Origin of the sequence: Pseudomonas boreofloridensis, assembly GCF_030580795.1 — a bacterium.
In the GTDB taxonomy this organism is placed as follows: domain Bacteria; phylum Pseudomonadota; class Gammaproteobacteria; order Pseudomonadales; family Pseudomonadaceae; genus Aquipseudomonas; species Aquipseudomonas boreofloridensis.
In genome coordinates this window covers 289,264-313,384 of sequence record NZ_JAUQOQ010000006.1, presented here as the reverse complement: position 1 = coordinate 313,384, position 24,121 = coordinate 289,264, and the positions used below count along the sequence as shown (strand labels likewise).

Annotated in this window: 10 protein-coding genes; 2 read left to right on the top strand and 8 right to left on the bottom strand. The window is 65.5% G+C overall.

The genetic code is table 11. From position 1 onward, the window contains the following. Positions 1-3,393, top strand: a 3,393-nt coding sequence (locus Q6A47_RS10260; RefSeq protein WP_304484243.1) for a non-ribosomal peptide synthetase, incomplete at its 5' end; no start/stop codon positions are given. A gap of 1 nt (position 3,394) precedes the next feature. After that, the gene (locus tag Q6A47_RS10255; RefSeq protein WP_304484242.1) at positions 3,395-12,043 is read left to right on the top strand and encodes a non-ribosomal peptide synthetase; all 8,649 of its coding nucleotides are present in this window, start codon (positions 3,395-3,397) and stop codon (positions 12,041-12,043) included. Between the two features lie 254 nt (positions 12,044-12,297). On the opposite strand, the gene Q6A47_RS10250 is transcribed toward Q6A47_RS10255, so the two are convergent. The 8 genes from Q6A47_RS10250 to cprA form a co-directional block, all read right to left on the bottom strand. Continuing rightward, on the bottom strand, positions 12,298-14,742 hold the full coding sequence (locus Q6A47_RS10250) for a TonB-dependent siderophore receptor (protein WP_304484241.1): 2,445 nt from the start codon (positions 14,740-14,742) through the stop codon (positions 12,298-12,300). Between the two features lie 224 nt (positions 14,743-14,966). Beyond that, the gene (locus Q6A47_RS10245) at positions 14,967-16,631 is read right to left on the bottom strand and encodes a cyclic peptide export ABC transporter (RefSeq protein WP_304484240.1); all 1,665 of its coding nucleotides are present in this window, start codon (positions 16,629-16,631) and stop codon (positions 14,967-14,969) included. Positions 16,632-17,575: 944 nt separating this feature from the next. Continuing rightward, positions 17,576-18,358, bottom strand: coding sequence for a hypothetical protein (locus Q6A47_RS10240; RefSeq protein ID WP_304484239.1), 783 nt, complete (start codon positions 18,356-18,358; stop codon positions 17,576-17,578). A gap of 107 nt (positions 18,359-18,465) precedes the next feature. Beyond that, positions 18,466-19,314: an urea carboxylase-associated family protein gene (locus Q6A47_RS10235; protein WP_116888291.1), complete on the bottom strand. Its 849-nt coding sequence runs from the start codon at positions 19,312-19,314 to the stop codon at positions 18,466-18,468. 16 nt (positions 19,315-19,330) lie between these two features. Beyond that, the gene (locus Q6A47_RS10230; RefSeq protein WP_304484238.1) at positions 19,331-20,008 is read right to left on the bottom strand and encodes a GntR family transcriptional regulator; all 678 of its coding nucleotides are present in this window, start codon (positions 20,006-20,008) and stop codon (positions 19,331-19,333) included. Further along, positions 20,005-21,510, bottom strand: coding sequence for an amino acid ABC transporter permease/ATP-binding protein (locus tag Q6A47_RS10225; RefSeq protein WP_304484237.1), 1,506 nt, complete (start codon positions 21,508-21,510; stop codon positions 20,005-20,007). The genes Q6A47_RS10230 and Q6A47_RS10225 overlap by 4 nt, the downstream gene beginning before the upstream one ends. 15 nt (positions 21,511-21,525) lie before the next feature. Continuing rightward, on the bottom strand, positions 21,526-22,356 hold the full coding sequence (locus tag Q6A47_RS10220) for an ABC transporter substrate-binding protein (protein ID WP_304484236.1): 831 nt from the start codon (positions 22,354-22,356) through the stop codon (positions 21,526-21,528). Positions 22,357-22,566: 210 nt separating this feature from the next. Next, positions 22,567-23,724, bottom strand: a complete 1,158-nt coding sequence (gene cprA / locus Q6A47_RS10215) for a cationic peptide resistance protein CprA (RefSeq protein WP_304484235.1) — start codon at positions 23,722-23,724, stop codon at positions 22,567-22,569. Positions 23,725-24,121 lie beyond the last annotated feature (397 nt).

The following is a 24,121-nucleotide window of genomic DNA, read 5'->3' as shown; positions in this document are numbered from 1 at the left end:
GGCGGTCATTCGCTGTTGGCCACGCAAGTGACCTCACGCATCCGCCAGCGCCTGAACCTGGAAGTACCGCTGCGGGCCTTGTTCGAATCTGCGGATCTGGCGACCTTCGCCCAGGCCGCCGCCGAGGGCAGCGCCAGTCAGGCACCAGCACTGATCCCGGTAGATCGCAGTCAGCCCCTGGCGCTGTCCTACGCACAGCAACGCCAGTGGTTCCTCTGGCAACTGGAGCCCGACAGCGCGGCCTATCACATCCCGGCTGCGCTGCACCTGCGCGGTCGGCTGAACGCCGAATGGTTGCGCCAGGCCTTCGAGGCGCTCATCGCCCGGCATGAGACCCTGCGCACCACGTTCCATGCCGAAGGCGAGCAGACGCTGCAGCGCATCCATTGCCCTGCGACCTTCACGCTGGTCATGGAAACCCTGGAAGACACCTCGCTGCACGCCGTGCGCGAGCAGGTGGCCCGTGAGGTGCGCCGGCCATTCGACCTGGCGCGCGGTCCGCTGCTGCGCGTGCGCCTGCTGCGCCTGGCCGAGGACGAGCACGTGCTGGTGCTGACCCTGCACCATATCGTCGCCGACGGCTGGTCGATGCCGATCCTGGTGGACGAAGTGGTCGGTCGCTACCTGGCGCTCGGCCAAGGTCAACCGACCGAATTACCGGTCTTGCCAGTGCAATACGCCGACTACGCCGCCTGGCAGCGTCAGTGGATGCAGGCTGGCGAACAGGCGCGTCAGTTGCAGTACTGGCTGGCGCACCTGGGCCAGGAACACTACGTGCTGCACCTGCCCACCGACCGCTCGCGGCCCAGCGTTCAAAGCCATGCCGGGCGCAGCCTGGCGGTCAGCGTGCCGCCTGCCCTGGCCAGTGCCCTCAAGGCCCAGGCCCGCGAACAGGGCGTGACCCTGTTCATGCTGCTGCTGGCCTCGTTCCAGAGCCTGCTGCACCGCGTCTCCGGTCAGGACGACATCCGGGTCGGCGTGCCGGTGGCCAACCGCACCCGCGCCGAAACCGAAGGCCTGATCGGCTTCTTCGTCAACACCCAGGTGCTCAAGGCGCAGTTCACCCCGCACACCACCTTCAGCGCGCTGCTGCAGCAGGTGCGCGAAACCGCCGTTCAGGCCCAGGCGCACCAGGACTTGCCGTTCGAGCACCTGGTCGAAGCCTTGCAGCCTGAGCGCAGCCTGAGCCACAACCCGCTGTTCCAGGTGATGTTCAACCATCAGACCCACGCGGCAGCGCCGGTGCGTCAGGTGCCGGGCCTGGCGATCGAAGGCCTGGCCTGGGACGAGGTCACCGCCCATGTCGATCTGTCGCTGGACACCTTCGACAGCGAGGACGGTCTCGGTGCCACCCTGACCTATGCCAGCGACCTGTTCGAGACCGCGACGGTCGAGCGTCTGGCGGGTCACTGGCTGAGCCTGCTGAATGCGGTATGCATACAATCGTCCCAGCGCATTCTCGAGCTGCCGCTGCTGGAGACGCCGCAGCGTCGGCAGATCCTCGAACAGTGGAGTCAGCACGCACTGCAGGGCGCCGACCCGCGCCCGGTGCAGTACCTGATCGAGGACCAGGCCCGACGCACCCCCGAGGCCATCGCGCTGAGCTGCGAAGGTGCGCATCTGAGCTATCGAGCCCTGGACGTGCGAGCCAACCAACTGGCCCATCGCCTGCGCGCGCTGGGCGTCGGTCCCGAAGTGCGGGTGGGCATCGCCTTGCCCCGCAGCCTGGACATGGTGGTCGGCCTGTTGGCGGTGTTGAAGGCAGGCGGCGCCTACGTGCCGTTGGACCCGGACTACCCGCAGGCGCGGCTGGCGCACATGATCGAAGACAGCGGCATCGTTCTGCTGCTGTGCCACGCCGACGCGCTGCAACTGCAGCAGTTGCCGGCCCAGGTGCAGAGCCTGTGCCTGGACCGCGAGCCGTTGCAGCCGCTGCCCGAGCACGCGCCGACGCCGCTCGGTGGCCCGGACAACCTGGCCTACATCATGTACACCTCCGGCTCCACTGGCCGGCCCAAGGGTGTGGCCATCAGCGCCTCGGCCTTGAGCCTGCATGCCCAGGTGGCCCGCGACTTCTGCGAGCTGCAAGCGAGCGACTGCGTGCTGCAGTTCTCCACCTTCAACTTCGATGCCTTCGTCGAGCAGCTGTACCCCGCGCTGATCCGTGGCGCCCGCGTGCTGCTGCGTGGCCCGGAGCTCTGGGACAGCGAAACCTTCTATCGCCAGGTGCTGGCCGAGGGCGTGACCTTCGCCGACCTGCCGACGGCCTACTGGTACCTGCTGGCCAAGGATTTCGCCGCGCGCGGTCCGCGTGACTACGGCGCACTGCGGCGGATCCACATGGGCGGCGAAGCGATGCCCGCCGAGGGTGTGCTGGCCTGGCAGCAGGCCGGGCTCGCGCACGTGCGCCTGGTCAACACCTACGGTCCGACCGAGGCCACGGTCAGCGTCACGAGCCACGATTGCAGCGCCTACGTCAGCGGCCAGCAACCGCTGCCGGGGCAGATCCCGATCGGCACACCGCTGGCCGGGCGCGCCATTCATCTGGTGGATGGCGGGCTGGACCTGGCCTTGCCCGACGGCCTGGGCGAACTGCTGGTGGGTGGCGAACTGCTCGCCCGTGGCTACCATGGCCGCCCTGGCCAGACCGCCGAGCGCTTCATTCCCGATCCGTTCTCGACCACCCCGGGCGCACGGCTGTACCGCACCGGCGATCTGGCCCGCTATCGCGGCGAGCAGGGTGTACTGGAGTACGCCGGGCGCATCGACCATCAGGTGAAGATCCGCGGCTTCCGCATCGAGCTCGGCGAAATCGAGGCGCGGCTGCGCGAACACCCTGCAGTACGTGACGTGCTGGTGCTGGACATTCCCGCAGCGACCGGCCGGCAGCTCGCCGCCTACCTGGTCGCCGAGGCCTGGCAAAACGGCGACGAGGCACTGCGCCGCGAGTTGCGCACGCACCTGGCCGCCAGCCTGCCGGACTACATGGTGCCGCAGCACCTGCTGGTGCTCGAGCGCATGCCGCAACTGCCCAACGGCAAGCTGGACCGCTCGGCCTTGCCGCTCCCGGATACCGAGCAGGCGCAGACGGCCTACGTGGCCCCGGTCAGCGAGCTGGAACAGCAATTGGCGGCGTTGTGGGCCGAGGTGCTGAAGGTCGAGCGGGTGGGCCTGAATCACGACTTCTTCGAGCTGGGCGGGCACTCGTTGCTGGCGGCACAGCTGATTTCCAAGATCAACACGGGCCTGGGCATCGACGTTGCCCTGCGCCTGCTTTTCGAGAAACCGCAATTGAACGAGTTTGCTGCGGCCTGCGCCGCCACTGGCCTGTCGCTGAGCGAGGATGGTCTGTCCGATATCGAACGCATGATGAACGAAATGGCGGGTGTCTGAGATGGACAAGAGCACAGCAGAACGTATCGCCAAACGCTTCGTCGGCCTGGCGCTGGAGCAGCGCCGGCAGATCCTCGACAAGATGCACGAGACTGGGCAGAGCTTCCGCCTGCTGCCCATCGCCGTGACCCGTCACGACAGCCCGCGCATCCCGCTGTCGTATGCCCAGCAGCGCATGCTGTTCCTCTGGCAGTTGGAGCCGCACAGCAGTTTCTACAACGTGCCCACGGCCGTACGCCTGGATGGGCCGCTGAACCTGGCGGCGCTGACCCGCGCCCTGGAGGCGCTGGTGCAGCGCCACGAAAGCCTGCGCACGCGCTTCGTCAGCGAGGACGGCGAGTACCACCAGCAGGTGCTGGATGACGCACCGCTGGACCTGCAGGTGATCGAACTGCAGCCGGTGGCGGGTGAGGAGCCCGAGCAGTGCCTGGCCCAGCATGTGCGTCAGGCGCTGGAGGCACCGTTCGATCTGCTCGAAGGGCCGCTGCTGCGGGTGCGCCTGCTGCGCGTGGCCGCTGACCAGCACGTGCTGGCCGTGTGCCTGCACCACATTGTCTCCGACGGCTGGTCCGGCGAGCTGATGGTGCAGGAGTTCGTGCAGCTCTACGAAGCCTTGTCCGAAGGACGTGACCCGCAACTGCCGGCGCTGACGGTGCAATACGCCGACTACGCGATCTGGCAGCGCGCCTGGCTGGAGGCCGGGGAGGGCGAGCGTCAGTTGCAGTACTGGCGCGAGCAACTGGGCGATGAGCACCCGTTGCTGGCGCTGCCGCTGGACCACGAGCGTCCGGCGCAGCCCAGCTACCGGGGCGCGACGCTGCGCTGCGACGTGCCCGCCGAGTTGACCGAGCGGCTCAAGGCCCAGGCGCGCGGCAACGGCCACACCCTGTTCATGCTGACCCTGGCGGCGCTGGCGGTGGTGCTGTCGCGCTACAGCGGTCAGGCCGATATCCGCATCGGGGCGCCCAATGCCGGGCGCAACCGCAAGGAAGTCGAGGGCCTGATCGGCTTCTTCATCAATACCCAAGTGCTGCGCATACAGGTGGACGAGCGCCAGAGCGGTGCGGCCTTGCTGGAGCAGGTCCGCCAGGTGGTCAGCGGCGCGCAGTCGCACCAGGAACTGCCGTTCGAGCATCTGGTCGATGCCCTGGCGCCGGAGCGCAACCTGGGCCACAACCCGTTGTTCCAGGTCAAGCTCAATCAGAACCTGAGCGACGGCGAGGACGCCGCGCAATCGCGTCAGACCCTCGGCGAGTTGACCGTCAGCGGTTATCCGCTGGAGGGCCGCGATGCCCGCTTCGACCTGGCCTACGACTTCAGCGAGACGCCTGACGGGCTGCTCGGCTATTTCAACTACAGCACCGATCTGTTCGAGGTCGCGACCATCGAACGCCTGGCCGCCTCGCTGCAGCGCGTGCTGCAAACCCTGGCCGATCACCCCCACGACGCGTTGCTCGCGCATCCCGATCACCAGGCGGTACAGCTCCCCGCCTCGCATCGAACCTGGCCCTGCGCCGACTTCCTGGCCCTGTGGCGCCAGGCCCTGGCGGCCGGTGACGAGCGTCCGGCGCTGCGCGAAGGCGAGGTGCAGATCAGCTATGGCGAGCTGGAGCGAAGGGCCAACCGCTTTGCCCATCACCTGAGCGAGCAGGGCATCGCCGCCGGCATGACCGTGGCGCTGTGCCAGGAACGGACGATCGATTGGGTGACCAGCCTGCTGGCCGTGCTCAAGCTGGGCGCCGCCTACCTGCCGCTGGACGGCCGCCAGCCGCCCGAGCGCTTGCAGCACCTGCTGCGCACCAGTGCGGCGCGTCTGCTGGTTCATGCACCGGGCGATGCCCAGGCAGCCGCCTTGGGCGTGTGTCCGGCGCTGGCGTTCGACGCGGCGCGCCATGAAGGCGGCAGCGAGCGACCGCCCGCGGTGTCGATTCTGCCCGGCCAGGCCGCCTACATCATCTACACCTCCGGTTCCACCGGGCAGCCCAAGGGCGTGGTGGTCAGCCACGGTGCCCTGGCCAACTACCTGCAAGGTGTGCTGCAACGCCTGGACCTAGCGACCGACGCCAGTCTGGCGATGGTCTCCACCGTGGCCGCCGACCTGGGGCACACGGTGCTGTTCGGGGCGCTGGCGAGCGGCCGTTTGCTGCACCTCATGGATCACGACCAAGGCTTCGATCCGGACGCCTTCGCGCGCTACATGGACCAGCATCAGGTCGATGTCCTGAAGATCGTGCCGAGCCACCTGCAAGGCCTGCTGCAGGCCACCGACCCGGCGCGGGTGCTGCCGCGTCAGGTGCTGATCCTGGGTGGCGAGGCCAGCAGTTGGGCGCTGGTCGAGCAGGTGCAGCGGCTGCGGCCGGGCTGCCGCATCGTCAACCACTACGGGCCGACGGAAACCACCGTCGGTATCCTCACTCACGAAGTGGGCGAGACGGCCGGCGCTTGGCGCAGCGTGCCCGTGGGGCAAGCCCTGGACAACGGCCAGGCGCGGGTGCTGGACGCGTACCTGAACCCCTTGCCCGAGCGAGTGGCTGGCGAGTTGTACCTGGGCGGCGAGGGCTTGGCCCAGGGCTATATCGGCCAGCCAGGATTGACCGCCGAACGCTTCGTGCCTGATCCGCAGGCGCGCCACGGTGAGCGTCTGTACCGTGCCGGTGACCGCGCCCGGGTGCAGGCGGGTGTGCTGGAGTACCTGGGGCGCGGTGACGACCAAGTGAAGATCCGCGGTTACCGGGTCGAGCCAGGCGAGATCGGCCAGCTGTTGCGCACTCAACCAGGGGTGCAGGACGCCGTGGTGCTGGCCGTGCCCTTGGAAAGCGATGCCGAGCGCCTGCAACTGCTGGCCTGGGCAGTACCGGCATCCGGCGTCGAACTGCAGGCCGAGGCGCTGCGCGGGGCCTTGCAGGCGCGCTTGCCGGATTACATGGTGCCGGCGCAGATCCTGCTGCTCGAACGCTTGCCGCTGACCGCCAACGGCAAACTGGACAAGCGTGCGCTGCCCAGGCCCGATGCGGTTCAGCAGCGCTACACAGCGCCGGTGGGCGACATCGAACAGACCCTGGCCGCGATCTGGAGCGAGGTGCTCAAGCGCGAGCCGATCGGCAGCACCGACAACTTCTTCGAGCTGGGCGGCGACTCGATCCTGAGCTTGCAGATCATCGCCCGGGCCAAGCGCCAGGGTCTCAAGCTCAGCCCCAAGCAACTGTTCGAGCAGCAGACCATCGGTCAACTGGCGGCCGTGGCCAAGCGCATCGAGGCCAAGCCGGCGCCGGTGGCGCGTGAGGCGCTGGACGGTCGGGTGCCGTTGCTGCCCATTCAAGCGCGTTTCTTCGACACCGAGATTCCCCAGCGCCAGCACTGGAACCAGGCGGTGCTGTTGACCCCACGTCAGCCGCTGAGCGTGGCCCAGGTGCACATGGCGCTGGCTGCCGTGGTCGAGCAGCATGCGGCTTTGCGCCTGCGCTTTGTGCAGGACCAAGGGCGTTGGCACGGCGAGTACGCCAGCCTCGACCTGTCGCAGGTGCTGTGGCACCACCGCCTGGACGATCCGGCGCGCATCGCCGAACTGGCCGACGAGGCCCAGCGCAGCCTGGACCTCAAGCACGGCCCGCTGCTGCGGGCGGTGCTGATCGATCTGCCGCATGAGCAGCAGCGTCTGCTGTTGGTGATCCATCACCTGGTGGTGGACGGGGTGTCCTGGCGGGTACTGCTCGAAGACCTGCAAACGGCGTGTCTGGCTGCAGCAGCGGGGCGGGCGCTGTCGCTCCCGGCCAGCGGCAGTTCGCTCAAGGCCTGGTCCGAGCACCTGCAGACCTATGCCCGCAGTCCGGCGTTGCAGGCCGAGCTGGCGTATTGGCAGGCGCAGTTGGGTGGTCTGTCCGACGATTTGCCCTGGGATGATGCCCAAGGGGGTCAGCAGCGCCGTCATGAGGTGTCGGTGCGCACCGAGCTGAGCGCCGAGCTGACCCGGCAATTGCTGCAGGACGCACCGGCGGCCTACCGCACGCAGGTCAACGACCTGTTGCTGACCGCCCTGGCGCGGGTCATCTGCCGCTGGACGGGCGAAGACCATGCGCTGATCCGCTTGGAAGGGCACGGCCGTGAAGACCTGTTCGACGATCTGGACATCACCCGCACGGTCGGTTGGTTCAGCAGCCTGTACCCGCTGAAACTGACCCCGGTCGAGGACCTGGGCGCGGCGATCATGACGGTCAAGGAGCAACTGCGGGCAGTGCCGAACAAAGGCATCGGCTACGGCCTGCTGCGCTACCTGGGCGAGGCGTCTGCGCGCGAGCGCCTGAGCGCCTTGCCCCAGGGCAATATCGTGTTCAACTACCTGGGCCAGTTCGACGGCAGTTTCGACAGCCAGACCAGCCTGTTCGCCCTCGCCGCCGAGGGCGCCGGGCAAGGGCAGAGCGACGAGGCGCCGCTGGGCAGCGCCATCAGTATCGACGGCCAGGTGTATGCCGGGCGCCTGACCTTGGACTGGAGTTTCAGCCGCCAGCGCTTCGAGCCGGCGCGCATGCAGGCGCTGGCCGACGAATTCGGCCAGGTGCTGCGCGAGCTGATCGCCCATTGCGTGCGTCCCGAGGTAGCGGGCGTGACGCCTTCGGACTTCCCCCTGGCACACCTGACTCAGCCGCAACTGACGGCCTTGCCGATGCCGGCACAGTCGATCGAGGACATCTACCCGCTGTCGCCCATGCAGCAGGGCATGCTGTTCCATAGCCTGGCCGGCGAGGCGGCGAGTCAGTACGTCAACCAATTGCGCCTGAGCGTGCAGGGGTTGGACGTGCCACGCTTCATCGGCGCCTGGCAAGCGACGATCGACCAGCATCCGATCCTGCGCAGCAGCTTCATCAGCCAGTTCGACCGTGCCGTGCAAGTGGTGCAACGTGACTTGGCGCTGCCGGTGATCCAGTTGGATTGGCGTGACGAGGCGGATCAGGCGCGGCGCATGCGCGAGTGGGCCGAGGCGGACCTGGCCGCGGGCTTCGACCTGGCCCGCGCACCGCTGCTGCGCCTGGCGCTGATCCGCACCGGCGAGCAGCAGCACCAGTTGGTGTTCACCAATCACCATATCCTGCTCGATGGCTGGAGCAGTTCACGGTTGTTCGGGGAAGTGCTGCAGCGCTATGCCGGACACGCCCCGGCCACCTCGTCACGGCGCTATCGCGACTACATCCAGTGGCTGCAAGCGCAGGACGCCACGCTCAGCGAGCAGTTCTGGCGCGAGCGCGTCGCCGGGCTGGACGAGCCGACCCGCTTGGCGCAGGTCCTCAAATGCGCGCGGCCCGCAGAGGGGCAGGGTGAGTGCAACGCGGTGCTCGATGCGCCGCGTACGCAGCGTCTGGCCGAATTCGCCCGCGAGCAGCGGGTGACCCTCAATACCCTGGTGCAGGCGGCGTGGCTGATGCTGTTGCAGCGCTACACCGGGCAGTCGAGCGTGGCCTTTGGTGCCACGGTGGCGGGGCGTCCGGCGGACCTCCCAGGTATCGAAGAACAGCTCGGGCTGTTCATCAACACCTTGCCAGTGGTCGCCCGTCCACGTCCTGAGCTGAGCGTGGCGGACTGGGTGCAGCAGGTGCAGGCGTTGAACCTGGCCTTGCGCGAGCACGAGCACACGCCGCTGTACGACATTCAGCGCTGGGCCGGTCGCAGCGGCGAGGCGTTGTTCGACAACATTCTGGTGTTCGAGAACTATCCGGTGTCCGAGGCGTTGCAGGAAGACGCGCCGCAAGGGCTGCTGTTCGGTGAGGTGCAGACCCAGGAACAGACCAACTATCCGCTGACCCTGGTCGCTCAGGTGGGCGACAAGCTGCTGGCCAGCTTCAAGTTCGACCGGGCGTGCTTCGATGAATCGACTGTCGAGCAGGTGGCGGGGCATTTCCTCGAACTGCTGGAGGGGATGGCGCAGGGGCCGCAGCGGGCCTTGGGTGAATTGGCGTTGGGCGGCGTGGTGGCGCAGGAGGTTGCGCGGTTTGCGAGCACTGATTCTATTCAGGGGTTGATCGAAGCCCAAGCGGCGCGGGCACCGCAGGCCATTGCCCTGACATTTGCCGAGCAGTCGCTGAGCTACGACGGCTTGAACCGCCGTGCGAACCGCTTGGCGCACAAGCTGCGCGAGCAGGGCGTGGGGCCGGATGTGCTGGTGGGCCTGGCGGTGGAGCGCGGGATCGAGATGATCGTCGGGTTGCTGGCGATCCTCAAGGCGGGCGGGGCGTATGTGCCGTTGGACCCGGAGTATCCGCAGGACCGTCTGAGCTACATGATCGAAGACAGTGGTATTGCGTTGTTGGTGACTCAACAGCATCTGCTGGCCGATCTGCCCGTGCCGGCTTCGGTGCGTAGCCTTGTGCTTGACGCCGATCTTGATGGCTACAGCGATGAAAATCCTGAGCACCTGACTCAGCCGGATAACTTGGCGTATGTGATCTACACCTCTGGTTCGACTGGCAAACCCAAGGGGACCTTGCTCCCGCATCACAACGTGTTGCGCCTGTTCAAAGCGACGGATGAGTGGTTCGGTTTCGGCGCTGATGATGTCTGGACTCTGTTCCACTCGTACGCCTTCGATTTCTCGGTCTGGGAAATCTTCGGTGCGCTGCTGCACGGCGGGCGCCTGGTGATCGTGCCGCGTGAAGTGACGCGCTCTCCAGAGGACTTCCACCAGTTGCTGGTCGAGCAGGGCGTCACGGTGTTGAACCAGACGCCGTCGGCGTTCAAGCCGTTGATGCGTGTCGCGTGTGAAAGCGCTTCCGACCTGGCCCTGCGCTCCGTCATCTTCGGTGGCGAAGCTTTGGACGTGCCTGCTTTGCAACCTTGGTTCGAGCGTTTCGGCGAAGACTGCGACAACCTGGTCAACATGTACGGCATCACCGAAACCACGGTGCACGTGACCTACCGCCCGATTCGATTCGAAGACACGCATCAGAGCAGCAGCCCCATCGGCGCTGCGATTCCTGATCTGTCGATGTACGTACTGGACGCCGATTTCAACCCAGTGGCCCCAGGTTGCAGCGGCGAACTGCACGTCGGCCACGCGGGCTTGGCACGCGGTTACCACAACCGTCCCTCGCTCACCGCCGAGCGCTTCGTACCCGATCCATTCTCTAGCGAGGGCGGTCGTCTGTACCGCACCGGCGACTTGGCCCGCTACCGCAGCCAGGCAGTGATCGAATACGTCGGCCGCATCGACCACCAAGTGAAGATTCGCGGTTTCCGCATCGAGCTGGGTGAAATCGAAGCCCGCTTGCATGCCCACGAGGCGGTGCGCGAAGTGCTGGTGCTGGATATCGACGGGGCCGGGGGCAAGCAGCTCGCGGCCTATCTGATCCCGCAGGATGCGCAGGTCAATCACAGCGAACTGCGCGAAGCGCTCAAGCAGCACCTGAAAGCTCAACTGCCGGATTACATGGTCCCGACCCATTTCCTGGTGCTGAACGCCTGGCCGCTCACCGCCAACGGCAAACTGGACCGCAAGGCCCTGCCCAAGCCAGACGCCAGCCAATTGCAAAAAGGCTACGTCGCCCCGCGCACGGCACTGGAACAGCAACTGGCTGCGATCTGGAGTGAAGTGCTCAACGTCGAGCAGGTGGGTCTGCACGACAACTTCTTCGAATTGGGCGGCCATTCGCTGCTGGTCATCACGCTGGTCAACAAGCTCAGGGCAACCTTCTCTGCCCAGATCAGCCTGCATGAGTTCATGCTGATGCCAGACTTCGAAGCGCTGGCGAGCTTCATTGGCGGTGGCAACGATCGGTTGTCCTCGCCTGTGGTCGCCCTCAACGCCTGCACGCTGGACCGCCCGGCGTTGTTCTGCCTGCCACCCGGCGGCGGGGCTGCCTATGCCTACTACCCGCTGGCCAGGCGCCTGGCAGCGCAGCGTCCGGTGTACGGCGTGGTCAATAAAAGCTACGCCGTGCCAGGCTGGGTCGACCGCTCGTGGGAGGACATGGTGGGCTACTACGTCGAGCAGATTCGCGCCACCCAGGCGCAGGGGCCCTATCATCTGCTGGGATGGTCGCTGGGCGGTGCGCTGGCGTTGGAAGTGGCGCATCGTCTGGAGCAGATGGGACAGCAGGTGGGCTTCGTCGGCTTGGTCGACAGCCTGCTGCCAGCGGACGTCAGCGGACTGCAGGACAGCGAGACCGACGTGGCCGAGCCTGTCGTGCAAGCGGCGGACGAAAGCCTGCTGCGCGCCTTGCTGGCCTTCGCTCCAGGCGTTGGTGAGGCGCGCATCCTGGCGTTGATCGCCCAGGCGCAGGCGTTGCCGGCCAACGTCGACCGCGCCGAGTGGGTGATCGAGCGCGTTGCGGCGCTGGGCGAGGTCAGCGCCGAGCAATTGCGCGAGGTCCATCGGAACGTGAACCTGCAACGCGACATTGTCGACGGTTTCGCGTTGCTCGAGCACAACTCGGCGCTCAGCGAAGCGTTCCGACTGCGGCCATTGCAGGTTCAGGTGGACTGCTGGTGGGCGAGCCAGAGCCGCAGTGCCGAGCGTGTGGCCAAAGGCGAGGCTGGATTGGTGACACAGGCGTCGATCAATGGACTGGCCAGTTCGACGGTGGTTGCCGATGGGCATGAGGGTATCGTCAACGCGGCCGAGTTCATGGATGGGGTCGTGGCCCGGCTGGCACGGCAGCGCTGACGGGCTGGCGTTTGGCGGTCTCGGGTTGCTGACATTCCCGGGACCGCTTTGCGGTCCAATCGCGACGCGAGGCCGCTCCAACAGAAGCCGCGCTGGCTTCTGGAAATCATGCGCTGCAGACGAACAACGAACGCATGATCACCCGGTGTCGCATACTGTGCCCATGAGGTGAATCGGGCTTTGACACTGCAGGTTCACAGGCAAACAAAAACGCCCCCTGAAGAGGGGGCGTTGCGTTTGCATCTTTCAGCCGATCAGAAGTCGCCTCGCAGACTGAGCATATAGCTGCGTGGGGTGCCGTAGGTGGTGCCACGGGTCCAGTAGCCCAGCGAGTCGAAGTACTTCTTGTCGAACAGGTTCTCGACGTCCACGCCCACGGTCCAGTGCTGGTCGATCTTGTAGGCGGCACGCGCATCGAAGATCGCTCGGCCGCTGTTGCGGGTTTCGTTTGCCGCGTCGTCGTAAGCGTTCTGCGCCGACATGCCGCCGCCGACGCTCCAACGGTTCCATTCGCCCGGCAGGGTGTAGTTGGTGTTCAAGCGCACCATGTGCTTGGGGGTCTGCGCCGAGATCGGGCCGCCACTGGAAAAGCTGGTGGTGTTGTAGGTGTAGCCGGCCGCCACCTGCAGACCGGGCAGGACTTCACCGGTGGCCTCGGCTTCGAAGCCCTTGCTGCGGCTGATGCCGTCGTCGTTGAGCCAGCAGCGTCCTGCCGGGTCGGTGGGGCAATTGCCGCGGTTTACCACATCCTGAACGGCCCTGTCTTCCTGCTCGATGTAGAACACGGCGAAGGACACATTCAGGCGCTTGTCGAACAGCTCACCCTTGATGCCGGTTTCGTAGTTCGACCCGATCGATGGATCCAACACGCTGCCGGAGACCGTACGGTACTGCGACTGCGGCAGGAAAATATCGGCATAGCTGGCGTACCAGGACCACTGATCGTTGAGGTCGTAGATCGCACCGACGAAGGGGGTGAATTCCTTGTCCTGGCGGCTGGTGGTGACCGTAGGGCCGTCCCAGGCTTCGTTCTTGTACCAGCTCAGGCGTCCGCCGAGCACGAAGCTGAGGGCTTCGGTGGCGTGCAGGCGTGTGCTCAGGTAAACGCCATAGCGGGTATCGATGGTGTCGTCGGCATAGTCCCAGCCCTGACGTGCCAGCTCGGGAATGTTGTTGTGGCTGGGGTTGTAGACGTTCAGCGGGATGGGGTCGGGCAGTTCTTCCTTGCGGTCCTTGTCGTTCATCTTGCGCTTGGACCAGTTGGCGCCCAGGGTCACTTGATGGGTCAGGCCGAAGGCCTCGAAGGTGCCGTCCAGATGGCCATCGACGGCGTCGGAGGTGACGTCGAACTTGTGGTAGCTGACGTCATTGACCACCGGCCCGCCGGGCGCACCGTACTCCAGCGTGTCGCCCGCATCCCATTCGATGGCGCTACGGTTGTAGCCGCCTTCGGAATGGGACATCGCCAGCTTGGCGCTCCAGTTGTCGTTGAAGTGATGGGTGAGGTCGGCGAACACTTCGTCGATGTTGGTCTGCAGCGTGGTCCAGTCCTGGCCCAGGTAGGTCGAGCGCTTGAGGTGCGGATTGCTGCCATCCGGGTTGTTGGGAATGCCCAGCACGCTGTAACCGTTGGTACGCGAGGTCTGCCGGCGCAGGCCGACGGCCACGGTGGTGGCGTCGCTCAGATCGCCTTCGAGAATGCCGTACAGCAGGGGCCGTTTGGACTTGGTGACATCGGTGAAATAGCCGCGGTCCTCGTAGGAGGCGACCATGCGGCCACGCAGGGTACCTTCGGGGTTGAGGCGGCCGCTGGCGTCCAGGTCCAGGCGGTAGTTGTCCCAGGAGCCGGCGCGGGTGATCACGGTGAAGCGCGGATCGGCGGTGGGGCGCTTGCGTACCAGGTTCACCGCGCCACCGGGGTTGCCGGCGCCGATCAGCAGGCCGGAGGCGCCGCGCAGCACTTCGACGCGGTCGAACATGGCCATGTCCGGGGACATCCAGCCGGTGTAGGCGTAAGCCTGACCAGGCACGCCGTCGACCATGTAGCTTTCGTCTTCGAGGTCGAAGCCGCGGGAGCTGAAGTGGTGGTTGCCATAGCCGCGGTTGGCGCGGGTGATGCCGGTGGTCTGGGCCATGACCTGGTCGAGCGAGACCAGGTTCTTGTCATCCATCAATTTACGGGTGACCACGGTCACCGACTGCGGCGTTTCGCGCAGGGTTTGCGCGGTCTTGCCGATGGTCACCGCACCTGTGGTGTAGGAATTGCTGCCCTCGGTGGTGGTGCCCAGGGTCTGCCCGGAAATGGTGGTGGCATCCAGGGTCATGGCCGCGCCGGATTCCGCCGCGCCACTGATGATCAGGGTGTTGCCCTGCACGCTGAAGCGAATCCCGCTGTTCCTGAGCAGCTCCCCAGCTGCCTGGGTAGGCGTGAAACGGCCTTTGACTGCGCTGCTGCGCAGGCCCTGCACGCTTTCCGGGCTGAATAGCACCTGCAGGTTGCCCTGGCGGCCGAGGGCTTGTAGGGCGCTGGAGAGCGATTGGGCAGGGATGTCGAAGTCCTGTTCCTGGGCCTGCACCTGGGCGGCCAGTGGCATCGACAGGGCCAGGCCCAAGGCGGTCATCGCCGGAGCGCCACGCAACAGCTTGCGCAGCATCAGGGCTTTGCTCAGGGGGCTCAGTGTGGAGTGTGGTGTTGGCATTTTTTGTCGGCTCGATCCAAGGTACGCAAGTAAATGAAAATTATTCCGTTGCGAGTGAGACGCGTGCGCAGGCCGAAACCGGAAAGAAAAAGCCTTCCGGTCGCGATTTTTCTCTGCGACTGCTTCCGAGCAGGTGCGGATTCTGCGGGCGGCACTGGGAGAACGAGTCGAGCGCGGGGGAATTTAACCCAGGCGGGGCGGCGGTTGCGCCGCCCCGAGGTCGGTCACGCAGGCAGGGGGGAGCGGGGATTGTGCTCGACCATGATCTGGCCGGCGTGCAGGCGGACCAGTTGGTCGGCGATGGGGAAGTAGCGGTCGTCGTGGGAGATGACGATGAGGGTCTTGCCCTGCTGTTTGAGCTCGGGCAGCAGCTCGGTGTAGAACACGCGGCGGAACGCCGGGTCCTGGTCGGCGGCCCACTCGTCGAACACCAGCACCGGGCGTTGATCGAGCCAGGCGTTGATCAGCGCCAAGCGCTTGCGCTGGCCGGTGGACAGGTCGGTGGTGGTGAAGCTGCCGTCGCGGATGCTGACCTTGTGCGCGATGTCCAGGCGTTCCAGGTACTTGCTGGCCTCTGGCGGCAGTTCGGCCTGGCCGGGCAGCGGTTCGTCGAACAGGTAGTAGTCGGCGAAGATGGTGGTGAACAGTTGGCGATAGTCATCCAGACTTTGGGCTGTGACGGGCTCGCCATTGAGCCGCACTTCGCCCTGTTGCGGGGTATAGAGACCCAGCAACAGCTTGATCAGGGTGGTCTTGCCGCAACCGTTCTCGCCGACGATGAAGACGATGTCGCCCTGTTTGATGGTCAGGTCCACCGGGCCCAGGTGGAACGGCTGGCTGCCCTCTACCGGTGGGTAGTCGTAGCGCAGTTGGTGCAGTTCGATGGAGCGCACCTGGGTCACGCTCGGGATGCGGTCGCTGACCAGCAGGTGCGGCTCGGGCGAGGAGAAGCGTTGGGAGAGCTCGGCGATGCGGCGCAGGGCAATCTGCGCCCGGCTGATGGCGGGCAGATTGGTGATCAATTGCTCCAGCGGGCCTTTCATGTAAAGCATGACCAGTACGAAACCGCCGAGCACGCTGCGCTCGGTGCTGGGCCAGAACGCCTGGAAGGCGATGGCCACGCCGATCACGGCGAAGAACAGCATGGAGCCGAAGGTTTCGGCGCTGACGAAGATGTTGGCGGCGCGGATATTGGCCTGGCAGATGCGTTCGGTGGCGCCATGGATCGCCTGGTCGTGCATGTGCTGGCGGCGACGACGCTGGATACGCAGTTCCTTGGCGCCGCCGGACAGCGCCTGGTAATGCTTCTGCAGGTCGTCTTCGGCGTTGCGGGCCTTGAGGATGTTGTGCATGCCATAGCGGTGAGCGAGGAACTGCGCGCCGGTGCCGACCACGACGGTGAGCAGGGTGATCAGCAGGATCTGCCAGGACAGCAGGGCGAGGTAGGCCAGGCAGCCGAGGGTGACAGTGAAGGCGATGACCATCGGCGCCACGGACAGGGCGAAGGTGCTGAGGGTACTGACGTCGTTGAGCAGCACTGGGATCAGACGGTGTGCGCGATAGCGCTCGAGCTGGGCGATGGGAGCGACCAACACCTTGGCCGAGAGCTCGCGGCGCAGCCTGGCTACCACGTTTTGGCCGACGTAGTTGGTCAGCAGGTTGGAGGCGGTCGAGCAGGCCAGGGTGAGCAGGCACAGGCCGGCGAACAGCAAGGCGATGTCGGTGCCGGGGCCGGTTGCGGAATTCATGGCGCGGTTGATGGTCGCCAGCAGGGCCGTGACGCTCAGGCCGCTTATCACGCCTAGGGCGGCTGACAGGGCTACCAGTGACCAGAACGGCTTGAGAAGGCGCAGGGTTTCCTGGGCTAGGCTGGGGGGCTTGGGGGTCATTGGGGGTCTCTTGGGTGAGCGTTCGTGCTGGGGGCTGCTGCGTTCTCCTTAGACGACTTTTTTGGGGGGGGATTTAGTTGGCTTGAGGATTTTTTGGGGGAGGGTTGAGGTGGGGGACTGGTGGTTTGGGGGCTTATCCGGTGGCTTTGGTGAGGCTTAGTCACCTTTTCGCCTTTACGGCGACCCCCTTTTTTTCTTGGAAAAAAGGGGGGCAAAAACCGCCTGCTCCCGCATCCGGCCCCTTCGCTGCGCTGCGGGGTTCCCTCGCGCCGGTGGCACTCCGGGGGTACCGCGCTTAGGGGCCATCCATGGCCCCAAGCGCTTGACGGGCATCCATGCCCGTCAACCCCCTCCGTGCCACCTCTGCTCGGCCTCCTGAGGTCGCGATGGGCGGCGTCTGAACTGGCGCGCGCTTAGAAGCAGGGCGGTGGGGCAGATTTATCCGAGCGCTGCGCGATCAAATCGCCGTTGCCGTTGCCGTTGCCGTTGCCGTTGCCGTTGCCGTTGCCGTTGCCGTTGCCGTTGCCGTTGCCCTTGTTTTGATCTTAGTGCGCGGTAGCTCAAACACCGCCCACCGCGACCTCAGGAGGCCGAGCAGAGGCGTTGCGCAGGGAGGTGACGGGCATGGATGCCCGTCAAGCGCTTGGGGCCAGGACGGCCCCTAAGCGCGGTCCTCCCGGAGCGACGCCGGCGCGAGGGAACCCCTGCGCGCAGCGCAGGGGCCGGATGCGGGAGCAAGCGGTTTTTGCCCCTCTTTTTTCCAAGAAAAAAAGAGGGTCGCCGTAAGGGCGAAAAGGTGAATCAGCCTCACCAAAGCCAACGGATAATCACCCAGAGCCCAGAGCCCAGAGCCCATGTAGCGCACCGCCAGCAGATCGCAGGTGTGTCGCTGGCACAGACGCCCAGGTCCGCCACACCACCGAACAGACCTGCATGTCTGCTCCTCAACCGCCCCGGGTCGCCGCGCGGCCACGCAGCACGGCTGCCAGCCCCAAGGTCAGCGCCACTGCCAAGCCGATGGCCAGCAGGAAAGTGAGGGCGATCCCCACAGACGCGAGCAGCGCGCCGAGGCTGAGGTAAAAGGCGATCACGCCGACACCGCCGATGGCATTACCGCGGATCATGCCGGCCATGGTGAAGCGTCCGCCTTGAACATGCGAGAACACCACCAGCGGCCAGGCGATCACCGGAATCGGCGCGAGCATGCCGCTGACCGCCGGGCCCAGCCAGTGTGCCGCGCCCGTGGTGAGCATCAGCAGCGCTGTCGCGGCGACCATGCGCAGGGGAATCTCCCACCAGCGATGGCGAATCTGCGCCAACTCCGCCGGTCGCGGCTCCCGGTCCGTGGCCCAGACCAACAGCGCGATCAATGCCAGTGCCAGGCCGATGGACAGCGGTAAGCCACCCCAGTGGGTGAGCACATAGGACGCCACCGCATACAAGGCCAATGCCAGCAGCGCCGAGTGCGCGACGCCGAAACGCCGGGTGGCGAACAGGTAGCAGGCGTAGCTGCCTTGCACCGCTGCCAACCCGCCCAAGGCGCCGGGTACTGCATTCAGGGAAAAGGCCGTGCCCTGTTCCAGGCACAGGAACAGCATGACCAGCGCCGAGGTGATCGGCATGCCGGACAGTAAGCCACCGAGCAGGCCACCCCAGCGCCGCGAGGCAAGGGAGACGGCCCACATCAGGAGCGGGGTGACGATGAGCTTGAGGTAGAAGAGGGTCATGGCGCGCAGCGATCCGGTTGTTCTTGTTCGGCCGCAGGTCAGCGCCTGCGGCCGCGCCATTGTCGGTCATCCGTTGCGCCAGGGACACCGCTTTCACGCCGCGGGCGTCATTCCCACTCGGCTTTGCCGATGGCCAGCCCATGCAGCCCGTTGTAGCTGGCGCGCTTGGGCGACGCCCAGCCTTCGAGCAGGCTGTCGTCGAGGCTGTAGATTTCCACCCCCAGCGGCCGGCAGACCGACAGCGGATCCTGGGCTTCGGGTCCCCACATCGGCAGCGACAGGTCGCCGCCCGGGCAGGTCGACAACGCGCACAGCACATCGATTTCGGCGAAGAACTCCAGATAGTCGCCTTGCTTGGCCGGGCAGGCTTTCATGAAGTACATATCGTCATGGTTCAGGCCCGTGCACTGGAAGATGTTCAGTACATCGTGCACATCGAACTCGGTCAGGCCATGGGGCAGCACGGCGCGGGTCAGGTTGGAATGGCAGTGATGGTGGAAATCCTCGCCGGTGAGCATCTTGTTCACGTAGGGGTCGCAGCGGGTGCCGAGCAGGTCGTGGACGCGACCGCCGTGTTCGTCGATGCCGTAGTCGGCCAGGCTGTCGTCGGTAATGGTCACAAGCGGACGCAGGAACGGCAGGTTCGACCACAGGCGGTCGTAGGTGGTGACGTGGGCGCCTTGCAACTGGCGGGTGCGCGCTGCCCACAGGCGCTCGCGCGGATCGTGGGCGTTCCAGATGTTGAAGTCGCCGACCTGCGGGCCGACGGGGGTGGTGACGCGGAACACGTGACCGGCTGGCACTTTCCAGGCCCGTCCGGTACGGATCGGCACGTCGAACTGTTCGATCAAGGTGCGTGCATCCTGACGCTCGCGCACGCGGTCGTAGAAGGCCTTGTCCACTTGCAGGGCGGCGCCTTTGCTGACTTGGTAGGCTGCGGGGTAATCCTTGTACATGGGTAAGTCTCCGGTTTCAGGAACGGGGTGGGTGACTGAACAGGTCGAGCAGGGCGTGCTCGGAGTCGTCCAGGTAGCGGGTCATGGCTTCGGCAGCGTCCAGGCGCAGGCCGTCGGCGAGTAGGTCGTGGATCTGCCGGTCACGCTCTAGCCAAGGGCTCTGGAAGTTCTTTTCATCCGGGGCCACGGCAAACACCAGGCGCATCTGCGCCGCGATGTTGGTGAAGAAGGCGTCGAGCAGCGGGCTGCGCAGCAGGCCGACGATGTGCTGGTGAAAGCGCAGGCTGTGGGTACCGAAGGCCTGCCAGTCTTCGCGCTCGCGGGCCAGCTCCGCGGCCTCGATGGCATCGAGCATGCGGTCGGACTGGTACTCGCGCAGCGGCTTGCTGCCGTGGATCGCCTGCACCTCCAAGGTGCGCCGCACCAGGAAGATATCGCGCACTTCGGCCACCCCCAGGCGCCGGACCATCACGCCTTTGTTGCGCACGTAGGTGGTCAGGCCCTCGTGGCCCAACTGGTGCAGGGCTTCGCGCACGGTATTGCGCGAGGCGTTGTAGCGACCGGTGAGGTCCGCCTCGACCAGCGCCATGCCCGACACCAGGCGTCCACCGATGATGTCCTCACGGATTTCGCAGGCCACCTGATCGGCCAGGGACAGGCGCTCGTCGGTCTTTTCCGAGGTTCGATTGCTCATGCCAGTTGCACATCCTTGAGGAAGCGGCCCATGCGCTCGCTGCGGTTGTCGAGCAATTCGCGCGGCGCGCCGGCCTGGATGATTTCACCGCGTTCCATGAACACCACGCGGTCGGACACCTGAAAGGCGAACTTCATTTCGTGGGTGACGATGACCATGGTCATGCCTTCGCGGGCCAGGTCTTCGATGACCTTGAGCACATCGCCTACCAGTTCCGGGTCCAGCGCCGACGTCGGCTCGTCGAACAGCATCACTTGCGGGCGCATGGCCAGAGCGCGGGCGATCGCCACCCGTTGCTGCTGACCGCCGGAAAGCTGGTGTGGGTATTTGCCAGCGTGCTCGCGCAGCCCCACCTTGCTCAGCAGTGACAAACCGAAGACGCGCAGCTCGGCGGCACTGGCGTGGCCGTGATGCTGCGGGGCGAGCATCACGTTCTCCAGCACGGTCTTGTGCGGGAACAGGTTGAAGCCTTGGAACACCATGCCGACCTGGACGATGCCTTCCATGTGCAGGCGACTGCCGAGGCTGCCACCTTCCTCATCATGGCCGCGCAGAAACGGTGCGCCGCACAGTTCGACCTGGCCGCGATCCAGGCCTTCGAGACCATTAAGGGTGCGGATGAGCGTCGTCTTGCCCGACCCCGACGGCCCGATGATCGATACCACTTCGCCAAAGCGGATATCCAGGTCGATGCCCTTGAGCACCTCCAGTGGCCCGTAGTGTTTGCGCGCACCGAGCACACGCATGGCGAACTCGCCCCGCCGCGCGGGGCTGGCACGGTGCGCCGGTACGGCCTGCGCCGTGTCGTCGGCAACGACCTTGGGCAAGCGCTGGGTAACGTCCAGGTAGCGCTCCAGGCGGCGCAGCAGGTAGCTGAACACCGTCACGATCAGCACGTAGTAGAAGGCCACCGCGAGCATGGTCTCCATGACCAGGAAGTTCTGCGTGTACAACTGCTGGCCGACCAGCAGGATCTCCGATAGAGAAATCACCGACACCAGCGAGGTCAGCTTGACGATGGTGATGTACTCGTTGGCCAAGGTCGGCAGCGCCACGCGCAAGGCCTGCGGAATCACGATCAGCCGTTGCACGCCGGTATAGCGGATGCCCAGCGCCTTGCCCGCTTCCAGTTGACCCTTGGCCACCGCCAGCAACCCGCCGCGATGGATCTCGGCGATGTACGCGGCTTCGCTCAGTACCAGGGCGATCAGGCCGGCAGCATAGGGGTTGGACAGCAGTACGCTGGTGCTGGGAAATACCTGGGGCAGGTTATAGACGAAGATCAGCAGCACCAGCAGCGGCAGGCTGCGGAAGAACCAGATGTACAGCGCCGCACCACGGTTCAGCGCGCGGTGGCGAGATTGCCGTGCCAGGGCCAGGACGAAACCGAACACGATGCCCAGCAACCAGGTCTCGACGCTCAACTCCACCACAGTGCCGACCGCTTTCCAGAAGTCGCCGTTGACCAGCAGGCCTGCGGCGTAATCCCAATCGAATTGCATGCTTGACGCTCCCGCTTACTGGGCTGCCGCTTGAGGGTTCTGGCCCAGGGCCTGGGCCACTTCGGCCGCGCTCGGTTCAGCGAGGTTGTAGCGGCTGAGCAAGGTCTGGTATTCGCCGCTGGCCTTCATGTCGGCGAAGCCTTGGCGCAGCTCGCTGAGCAGCGCCTCGTTGCCCTTGCGCACGGCCAGGCCGATGACCACGGGGTAGATGAGTTCGTTGGAGCTGATCAGCACGCGGCCCTTGAGCTTGTCGGCGGTAATGGCGGCCACGGCGGCGTCTTCGAACTGCACGTCCACGGCCTTGGCCAGCAGCGCCTGCGCCGCTTCCGGCGAGGTGGGAAATTCACGCGAATCGATGGCCGGCTGACCATTGGCTTCGCAGTGGCTCTTGGAAAGCGCCATCAGCTTGGGAATCCACGAGCCGCCCTTGATCGAACCAATGCGCTTGCCGCACAGGTTTTCTGGCCGCTGGGGGCGGAAGCTGTCGTTGGCACGTACCATCAGCGAAGCGCCGCTCTTGAGGTACGGCAGGAAATCGACCTGGGCCGCGCGCTCGGGGGTAACGTACAGCGCCGACGCCACCACATCGAAGCGCCGAGCGTTGACCCCCATCACCAGGTTGGCGAAGCGAGTGTCCTGGAACTGGGTGGTCAGCTTGAGGTGCGCGCCGAGCAGGTTCATGAACTGCGGGTCGAAACCGGCAGGTTTGCCTTGATCGAGGTAGGTATAGGGCGGGTAGGTGAGGTCCGAACCCACGGACAGGCGATCAGGTTGCAGGGTGCCGTCGGCGGCCTGGGCGGCAGCGCTGAGGGTCAGGGCGAGGGTGAGAACGGTAGCTCGGGACATGAGGGCTGCTCCACGTGGGATTGTTCAACAATCGTTGCAGAGTAGCTAATCAATAGCCGTGCCAACTATTAAGTTGCGCGCGTTGACAAGGATGATTTCGGCAGTGTGGTTGGAAGATCGCGGGCGACGTGCACGCTTTTCGCGCATCCGTGTCACCTCGTGACACACCTGAGTGCCGGGGCCGAAGGTCAGCCCCGGTCTAATCAAGGCTTACTTGAAGTCCCACTGCATCTGCGTGGCGATACTGACGCCGCTGGAGGAGCGCACGCACACGTCCAGGTAGTCGGTGAAACGTGGCGGAACGGCAATGCCCTCGTCGAGCAGGCGCTGATTGTCGAACAGGTAGTTCAGGTCAGCGAATCCGCTGTACAGGCGCAAGGCGCGCAGTACCAGCCGTGGGTTGGCCGGGCCGATGCGCGACTCGAAGCTCACCGCCAGCTCCTTGAGGTTGTCGACGTCGATCTTGCGGTAGCGCTCGCCCACCGGGTCCGCACCATTGGCCAGGGCGAAGGCACGGTCGATCTCGGCGAAGGTACAGGCCGAGTCATGGCCGGCCGAAATGTGGTACAGGTCGTGATTAAGGCGCGGCTTGAGGGTCAGGCCGATCAGCGCTTCGGCGCAGTAGTCCACCGGGATCACGTCGATCTGTTCGTCCAGCCCGCAAGTGAAGCTCTCCAGGGCGAAGCCCATGCGGAACACCCAGAAGATGCTGCCAGAGGCCTGGCAGCCCAGGCTGCGGTGGCCGACCACGATCGAAGGGCGCGCCACCACCAGGGGCAGGCTGGGCAGGTCTTCGCGCATGCGTCGCTCGATCTCGGCCTTGGAGGCGGTGTAGTCCACCAATTGCTGCTCGGCCTCGGGGAATTCCCACGACTCGCTGATCGGCGACTCGCGCTCTGGCCCGCAACACATGGCGGTACCGACATGCAGGAAGCGTTTGAGGCGCCGCGAGCGGCTCATGACCTCGGCGAAGGCGAAGGTGCCTTCGACGTTGACCGGCCAGATGGTCGGGTTTTTCGAGAAGGAAGCGACGGCGGCGCAGTTGATCACGCGGTCCACCGTCATCAGACGCGGCGTTTCGCGCGCCAGCCAGGTGGTGTCGAGGAAGTCCCCGCAAATGATCTGCTCGGCGCGCAGCGCCATGCGCTCGGCCAGGCCGACGCCATGCTGTTGCAGGTTGGCGCGCAGACGCTCCAGACCCTGTTCGGCCTCATCGGCACGCACCAGGAACATGAGCTGCGCAGCCTGGCCGCTGGCGATCAGTTGAGCGACGACCGACCCGCCCAGAAAACCGGTGGCGCCGGTGATCAGGATGCATTCGGGCAGCGTGGTAAAGGTGATGGGTTCACCGGTGGCGATCATGTTCATAATTATCCTCAAGGGCGAGTAGGCCGCCGTTGAATGATAAGTGTGCCGTTCGGAACACGTAATGAACTAAAAGTCATCCGTACGTTCAGTAAAAAGTTACGCCCCAAGTGGAGGACAGCGTAACTGCGGCCTTCAATCCGCACTGAATACACCGCGCGGATTAACTTCAGATGAAAGAAAGTTTACAACTCACCACCCACGCTCTCGCCTGCAAGCACAATCGTGCAGACGCCGCCCATCGCGACTTCAGGAGGCCGAGCAGAGGTGGCATAGAGGGGGTTGACGGGCAGGGATGCCCGTCAAGCGCTTGGGGCCATGGATGGCCCCTAAGCGCGGTACCCCCGGAGTGCCACCGGCGCGAGGGAACCCCGCAGCGCAGCGAAGGGGCCGTATGCAG